Source organism: Streptomyces sp. NPDC020898, from assembly GCF_044333925.1.
In the GTDB taxonomy this organism is placed as follows: domain Bacteria; phylum Actinomycetota; class Actinomycetes; order Streptomycetales; family Streptomycetaceae; genus Streptomyces.
In genome coordinates this window covers 1,520,723-1,527,756 of the sequence record NZ_JBIRRV010000001.1, presented here as the reverse complement: position 1 = coordinate 1,527,756, position 7,034 = coordinate 1,520,723, and the positions used below count along the sequence as shown (strand labels likewise).

At 69.7% G+C, this 7,034-nt stretch carries 5 protein-coding genes; 1 reads left to right on the top strand and 4 read right to left on the bottom strand.

Features of this window, described 5'->3' with window-relative positions:
• Positions 1 to 554 precede the first annotated feature (554 nt).
• From ACH4TV_RS06665 to ACH4TV_RS06650, 4 genes are all read right to left on the bottom strand, one after another.
• Positions 555 to 1,982 carry a GH1 family beta-glucosidase gene (locus ACH4TV_RS06665; protein WP_398394849.1) on the bottom strand — a complete coding sequence of 476 codons (1,428 nt, stop codon included), beginning with the start codon at positions 1,980 to 1,982 and terminating at the stop codon, positions 555 to 557.
• A gap of 154 nt (positions 1,983 to 2,136) precedes the next feature.
• Positions 2,137 to 3,039, bottom strand: a complete 903-nt coding sequence (locus tag ACH4TV_RS06660; RefSeq protein ID WP_398394847.1) for a carbohydrate ABC transporter permease — start codon at positions 3,037 to 3,039, stop codon at positions 2,137 to 2,139.
• A 12-nt stretch (positions 3,040 to 3,051) separates the two neighbouring features.
• A complete protein-coding gene (locus ACH4TV_RS06655; RefSeq protein ID WP_398395398.1) occupies positions 3,052 to 4,065 on the bottom strand; it encodes a carbohydrate ABC transporter permease in 1,014 nt (337 codons plus the stop codon).
• A 5-nt stretch (positions 4,066 to 4,070) separates the two neighbouring features.
• Positions 4,071 to 5,405, bottom strand: coding sequence for an extracellular solute-binding protein (locus tag ACH4TV_RS06650; RefSeq protein WP_398394845.1), 1,335 nt, complete (start codon positions 5,403 to 5,405; stop codon positions 4,071 to 4,073).
• Positions 5,406 to 5,862: 457 nt separating this feature from the next.
• Here ACH4TV_RS06650 and ACH4TV_RS06645 point away from each other — a divergent pair, with 457 nt between their 5' ends.
• Complete coding sequence (locus ACH4TV_RS06645; protein WP_398394843.1) at positions 5,863 to 6,918, top strand: LacI family DNA-binding transcriptional regulator; 1,056 nt, start codon at positions 5,863 to 5,865, stop codon at positions 6,916 to 6,918.
• The last annotated feature ends 116 nt before the right edge of the window (positions 6,919 to 7,034 follow it).

Here is a 7,034-nt window from a genome sequence, read left to right as displayed (position 1 = left end):
TGTCGCGCCCCGTCCCCGTCAAGCCCCCCGTTCACCGCCTCTGGCGGCCGGGGCCGTGCCGGTCATGGACTCGGCGGCGGTCGCTTCCCCGGCGCCGCCCCCGTCGGTGTTCTGCTGACCGTGGCGACCGTCTCCGGGACGTGCCGGGGCGCGGCACCCCCCTCAGGTGTCGCGCCCCGTCCCCGTCAAGCCCCCCGTTCACCGCCTCTGGCGGCCGGGGCCGTGCCGGTCATGGACTCGGCGGCGGTCGCTTCCCCGGCGCCACCCCCGTCGGTGTTCCGCTGACCGCGGCGACCGTCCCCGGGACGTGCCGGGGCGCGGCACCCCCCTCAGGTGCCGCGCGCCGTCCCCCGTCAAGCCCCCCGTTCACCGCCTCTGGCGGCCGGGGCCGTGCCGGTCATGGACTCGGCGGCGGTCGCTTCCCCGGCGCCACCTCCGTCGGTGTTCTGCTGACCGCGGCGACCGTCTCCGGGACGTGCCGGGGCGCGGCACCCCCCTCAGGTGCCGCGCGCCGTCCCCCGTCAGGCCCCCCGCTCACCGCCCCCGGCGGCTCCTTACTCGACGTTCACCGGCGGCAGCGTGCCGCTGCGGGCCGCGCGGCCGTACCAGAGGGCGCTCGACTTCGGCGTACGGGCGAGGGTCGAGTAGTCGACGTACACCGCGCCGAAGCGCTTGCCGTAGCCGTAGGCCCACTCGAAGTTGTCCATCAGGGACCACAGGTAGTAGCCGCGGACGTCCGCGCCCTCGGCGATCGCGCGGCGCACCGCGCGCAGGTGGCCGTGGAGGTAGGCGATCCGCTCGGGGTCGTGGACGCGGCCGTCGGGGTCGGGCTTGTCGTCGTAGGCGGCGCCGTTCTCGGTGATGTAGATCGGCAGGCCCGGCGCCTCCTTCGTGTACCGCATGATCAGGTCGTGCAGGCCCGTCGGGTCGATCGACCAGCCCATCTCGGTGCGCTCACCCGGTGACTGGTGGAAGAGGACCTCGTCCGCCCCCGGCCACGGCGAGAAGTCGCTCGCCCCGTGACCGTCGGCGCGCGGGCCGGCCGGCTTCTCCTCGGCCGCCGAAACCAGCGCCGGCGTGTAGTAGTTGAGGCCCAGCGCGTCCAACGGCTGGTTGATCAGCGCGAGGTCGCCGTCCAGGACATACGACCAGTCCGTGATCGACGAGGTGGCGGCGAACAGCGTCTCCGGGTAGGCGCCGTGCAGCATCGGGCCGTGGAAGACGCCGTTGGCCAGGTCGTCGATCTTCTGGACCGCCGCCAGGTCGGCCGGGTCCTGCGAAAGCGGCCTGACCACCGACGAGTTGAGGCTCACCGCGACCGTGTTGCGGGCGGGCATCGCCGCGCGCAGCGCCGAAGCACCCAGCCCGTGCGCCAGGTTGAGGTGATGGGCCGCCCGGAGGGAGGCCAGCGGGTCCGTGCGGCCGGGGGCGTGCACACCCGAGCCGTAGCCCAGGAACGCGCTGCACCAGGGCTCGTTGAGCGTGATCCACTGCTCGACGCGGTCGCCCAGCGCCTCCCCCATGATCTGGGCGTACTCGGCGAAGCGCAGCGCGGTCTCGCGCTCCGGCCAGCCGCCCGCGTCCTCCAGCTCCTGGGGGAGGTCCCAGTGGTAGAGGGTGACCGCCGGCTTGATGTCGTGCTCGAGCAACTCGTCGACGAGGCGCCGGTAGAAGTCCAGGCCGCGCTGGACCGCGGGACCACGTCCGGTCGGCTGGACGCGCGACCAGGAGACGGAGAAGCGGTACGCGGTCAGGCCCAGGTCGGCCATCATCGCCACGTCGTCGCGGTAGCGGTGGTAGTGGTCGACAGCGATGTCACCGTGCTCGCCGCCGGCCGTCTTGCCCGGCGTATGACTGAACGTGTCCCAGATCGAGGGGGTGCGGCCGTCCTCCCGCACCGCCCCCTCGATCTGGTACGCGGAGGTCGCTGCGCCCCAGAGGAAGGCGGGAGGAAAGGTCACCGGGGTAACGGGTTCAGGCATGGAAGCGCTCCCATAGGAGGTCGTGGAGACCGACGGGTAGGAGGAGTGGGAAGTGGGGGGAGAGTGCGAGGGGGCCGAGGCGGCGGTGACCCGGCCCCCAGAGGTTCCCGTACGAAGTCCTTCAGAAGTTCCCGTACGAAGGTCGATGTGCGGGTCAGCCCTTGACGGCGCCCTGCATGATCCCGCCCACGATCTGCTTGCCGAAGATCGCGAAGACGATCAGCAGCGGAAGCGTGCCGAGCAGCGCACCCGCCATGATCAGGGACTGGTCGGGGGTGAACCCGCGGCCCAGGCCCGCCACCGCGACCTGCACGGTCGGGCTGCCGGTCTGGGTCAGCACCAGGAACGGCCACAGGAAGTCGTTCCACGTCTGGACGAACATCAGCATGCCCAGGACGGCCATCGCCGGCCGGGCCGCCGGGAACACCACGTGCCAGACCACGCGCCAGCTGCTCGCGCCGTCCACCCGGGCCGCCTCGATGATCTCGTCCGGCAGCGCCTGGACCAGGTACTGCCGCATGAAGAACACCCCGAAGGCGTTCACCAGCGACGGCAGGATGACGGCCTGGAGCTGGTCGGTCCAGCCGAGCTCGGCGACCACCATGTAGAGCGGGATGATCATGAGCTGTGGCGGCACCATCATGGTGCCGATCACGATCAGCAGCAGCGCGCCCCGCCCTCGGAAGCGCAGCTTGGCGAAGGCGAACCCGGCGACGGTGGACATGACCACGATGGTGATCGCCGAAGTTCCGGCCACCAGCGTGGTGTTGATCATCGCCTCGCCCATGTTGGCGTTTTCCCAGGCGAGTTCGAGCTTGTCGAACAGGCCCCCGCCGAACCAGAACGGCGGCGGGGTCTGCGCGAGCCGGTTGTTGTCGCGCGAGGCGGCGATCGCCGTCCACACCAGCGGGAACAGCGAGCCGATGGTGAACAGGGCGAGGATGATGTACGCGATCGGTCCGGCGTGCATGTGCCCGCCGGCGCGCTTGGCCTTGGTGCGCCGCTGCCTGGCGGACGTCTCGTCCGGGGCGGGCGGCTTCGTCAGTGTCGTCGTCACGGCCGGTTCTCCTTAACTACTGGCGCGCAGCCGGCGCGAGATGACGTAGTTGATGACTCCGATCACGATGAGGATCAGGAACATCGTCCAGGCGATGGCAGAGGCCCGGCCCAGGTGCAGGTTGACCCAGCCCTGTTCGTACAGATACAGCCCGAGCGTCTGGAACTCGTGCTCGGGGCCGCCGGACGCCCCCTTGTTCGGGTCGAACAGCAGCGGCTCACCGAAGAGTTGGGTCGCTCCGATGGTCGAGACGACCACGGTGAACAGGATCGTCGGGCGCAGCGAGGGCAGCGTCACATGGATGAACTGCCGCCAGCGCGAGGCGCCGTCGAGGGCCGCGGACTCGTACAGGTCCTGCGGGATGGCCTGCATCGCGGCCAGGTAGATCAGGGTGTTGTAGCCGGTCCAGCGCCATATGACGATCGTCGACACGGCGAACTGGGAGGGCCACTTGTCGTTCTGCCAGTCGATGTTGTCGATGCCGACGGCGTTCAGCACCCAGTTGATCATCCCGTAGTCGCGGCCGAAGAGCAGCACGAAGACGAGGGAGGCGGCGGCGATCGACGTCGCGTACGGCGCGAGCATCGCGACCCGGTAGAAGGTCGAGGCGCGCAGCTTGTAGTTGAGGATGTGGGCCAGGCCCATCGCCATCAGCAACTGAGGAACCGTCGAGATGATGCCGATGGTCAGGGTGTTCTGCGCCGCGTTCCAGAAGAACTCGTCGTCGAAGAGGCGGGTGTAGTTGCGCAGCCCCACCCATTCCATGTCGTTGGGCGCCGTCAGCTCCACCGAGTGCAGCGAGGCCCAGCCCGTGTAGATCAGCGGGAAGAGCCCGAAGGCGAGGAAGAGCAGGAAGAACGGCGAGACGAACGCGTACGGACTCCAGCGCAGGTCCCGCTGCCAACGGCGCGAGAGCCGGTCCCGGCGGCGCTTGTCCACCTCGGGAACCTCGGTGGCGGGCGGACGGGCCGGGGCCGCGCCCCCCTCCTTGGCGGGGGGCGCGGCGATGTCGTGCCGGGCGGACATACCGGTCACTTCTCCAGGTTGTTGTCGATGGTCTTCGTGGCCGTGTCCCAGGCTTCCTTGGCCGACTTGCCCTTGGTCACCAGGATCACGCCGTTGTCACTCAGACCCTGCATGATGATCTGGTCCTTCGGGCCGATGATCTGGACCGGAATCGCCTTGGCGGCCTCGCCGAAGATCGTGCCGATCGGCGCGTCACCCGTCATCTCGTTCTTCGCACCGGTGACTTCGGGCAGGGTGTAGGCGCCCGGCGTGCTCGGGAAGTTGCCCTGCACGCTGAAGAGCTTCGCCTGCTGCTCGGGGGCGGTCAGCCACTTGACGAGCTTCGCCGCCTCCTCCGCGTTCTTGCCCGACTTGGGCACGGTGAGGAAGGTGCCGCCCCAGTTGCCGGCCTTGGGCGGCACGGCGACGTCCCACTTGCCCGCGGAGTCCGGCTTCGACTTGCCCTTGATGGTGCCGAGCATCCACGGCGGGCAGGAGATCGCGGCGAACTTGCTGTTGGCGATCGTCGTGTCCCAGGCGGGCTGGAACTGCGTCTGCGCGCCGACCAGTCCGTCCTCGGCGGCCTTGGCGGTCAGGTCGAAGCCGGCCTTGATGGCGGGGTTCGTCTTGTAGACGACCTCGCCGGCGGAGTCGTAGAACTTCTCGCTCTCACTGCCGAGGATGGCGTTGAGCAGACCGCCGGGCGAGTCCATGAAGGTGGTGCCCGCCGGGGCCTTCGCCTTGTAGTCCTGGCCGACTTCGACGAACTTCTCCCAACTGCCCGCCCACAGCTTGCCCACTTCTTCGCGGTCGGTGGGCAGACCGGCCGCCTGGAACAGGTCCTTCCGGTAGCAGATGGCCATCGGGCCGACGTCGGTGCCGAGCCCGACCGTCTGGCCGTCCTTGGTGGTGGCCTGCTGCCACTTCCAGTCCAGCCAGGTGCTCGCCTGGACGCCCTCCACCTTGGACAGGTCCATCAGCTTGGGAGCCTGGGTGTCCACGATCTCGGCGATATTGGCCACTTCGACGGCCTGTACGTCCTGCAGGCCGCTGTTGGTGGCGAGGTGGTTGAGGAGCGGCGGGTAGTAGTTCTCGTTCCGCTCGATGACGTTCTCGGCGATCTTGATCTTCGGGTTCAGCTTCTCGTACTCGGTGTAGAGACCGGCCTCTTTGAAGCCCATCGTGCCGAAGAGACCCATGGTGATGGTGGTCCTGTTGCCGTCGCCACCGCCGGGCGCCGAACTGCTGCCGCCGTCGCTGCCGCCGCCGTCGTCGGCACAGCCGGCCAACAGCCCGGTGCCCAGCGACGCTACGGCCGCGAGGACCACCGCCTGGCGGGCGGTTCGGGTACGTGCTCGCATTGCGTCCTCCTGTTGCCCTGACGTGCCGACCCCCCGGCCAACTGCATTGTTGGGCCCGTTAGTTCGTCTTGATTCAGCGCTGCGGCTCGGGCGGGGAACGTGCGGGATGTGTATGTGTCAGGTACCGTGGGAGCGCTCCCATCGGTGATGTGTTGAAGGTTCGTCGGTCCGGGCGGGGGTGTCAAGGGCGATGACGGGAGGAGCGCGTTCAGTTATCTGCCTGTTAGCTAACTCGGCGGGCCGGTACGAACCCGACGCGGACCGATGGAGATCGGCCAGTCCGCGGCACGGGAGCGGCTGCCCCGGTGACCGGCAAGTGACTGGCGGTGAGCTGTTCCGGGCGGAAGCGGAAGGCCGGAGAAACCGGCCCCCGGAGGGCGAGGGCGAGCGGTCGGCGCCCCCGGGCAGGACTGTTAGATTCCAGGCCAGGGCGATGACAGCGGAAGGGCGGAGCCATATGGCAAGCCACGGAGCGCGGGGCCGCAGCGGTGGCCGGCCGACCTTGGAAGAGGTCGCCGCGCGCGCCGGAGTGGGCCGCGGCACGGTCTCCCGGGTGATCAACGGCTCCCCGCGGGTCAGCGACGCGACCCGCGCGGCGGTCGAGACGGCGGTAGCGGAACTCGGTTACGTTCCGAACACGGCGGCCCGCGCCCTCGCGGCGAACCGCACGGACGCGATCGCGCTGGTCGTCCCCGAGCCGGAGACCCGGTTCTTCGCGGAACCGTACTTCTCGGACATGCTGAGCGGTGTCGGCGCGGCGATCTCGGACACGGAGATGCAGCTCCTGCTGATCTTCGCGGGCAGCGACAGGGAACGCCAGCGCCTCGCCCAGTACCTGGCCGCCCACCGGGTCGACGGCGTCCTGCTGGTCTCGACCCACGCGGACGACCCGCTGCCCGACCTGCTGGAGCAGCTGGAGATCCCGGCCGTGATCAGCGGCCCGAGGTCCGCGGCGGAAACGCTCACCTCGGTGGACTCGGACAACTACGGAGGCGGCCGGCAAGCCGCCGAACATCTTCTCGCCCGGGGTCGCCGCAAGATAGCCCACATCACGGGCCGCCTGGACGTGTACGGCGCCCAGCGCCGCGTCGACGGCTACCGCGAAGCCCTGGAGGCGGCGGGCCACGAGGTGGACGAGGCATTGATCGAACCGGGCGACTTCACCGAGGAGGGCGGCCGGCGTGCCATGACCCGCCTCCTGTCCCGCCGCCCCGACCTGGACGCGGTCTTCGCCGGCTCGGACGTCACAGCGGCGGGAGCCCGCCAGGTCCTGCGCGAACAGGGCCGCCGCATACCCGACGACGTGGCCCTGGTCGGCTACGACGACTCGGCCATAGCCCGCCACATGGACCCGCCCCTGACCAGCGTCCGCCAGCCGATAGTGGAGATGGGTCGAGCGATGATCGACCTCCTGCTCGAGGAGGTGGCCGACCGCCGCCCCACGGCATCCCGGGTGCTGGAGCGACGCCGGGTGGTACTGCCTACGGAACTGATGGCCCGTACGTCGTCCTGAGGGGCGCACCGAGTCGCACCGGGTCCCTGGCCCCCTGGAACTCCCGGGGGGCGGTGTTCCCATGATGTTCGCAAGTGCCGGGACACGACTAAGGGCTGACCCGTTTTCACGGGTCA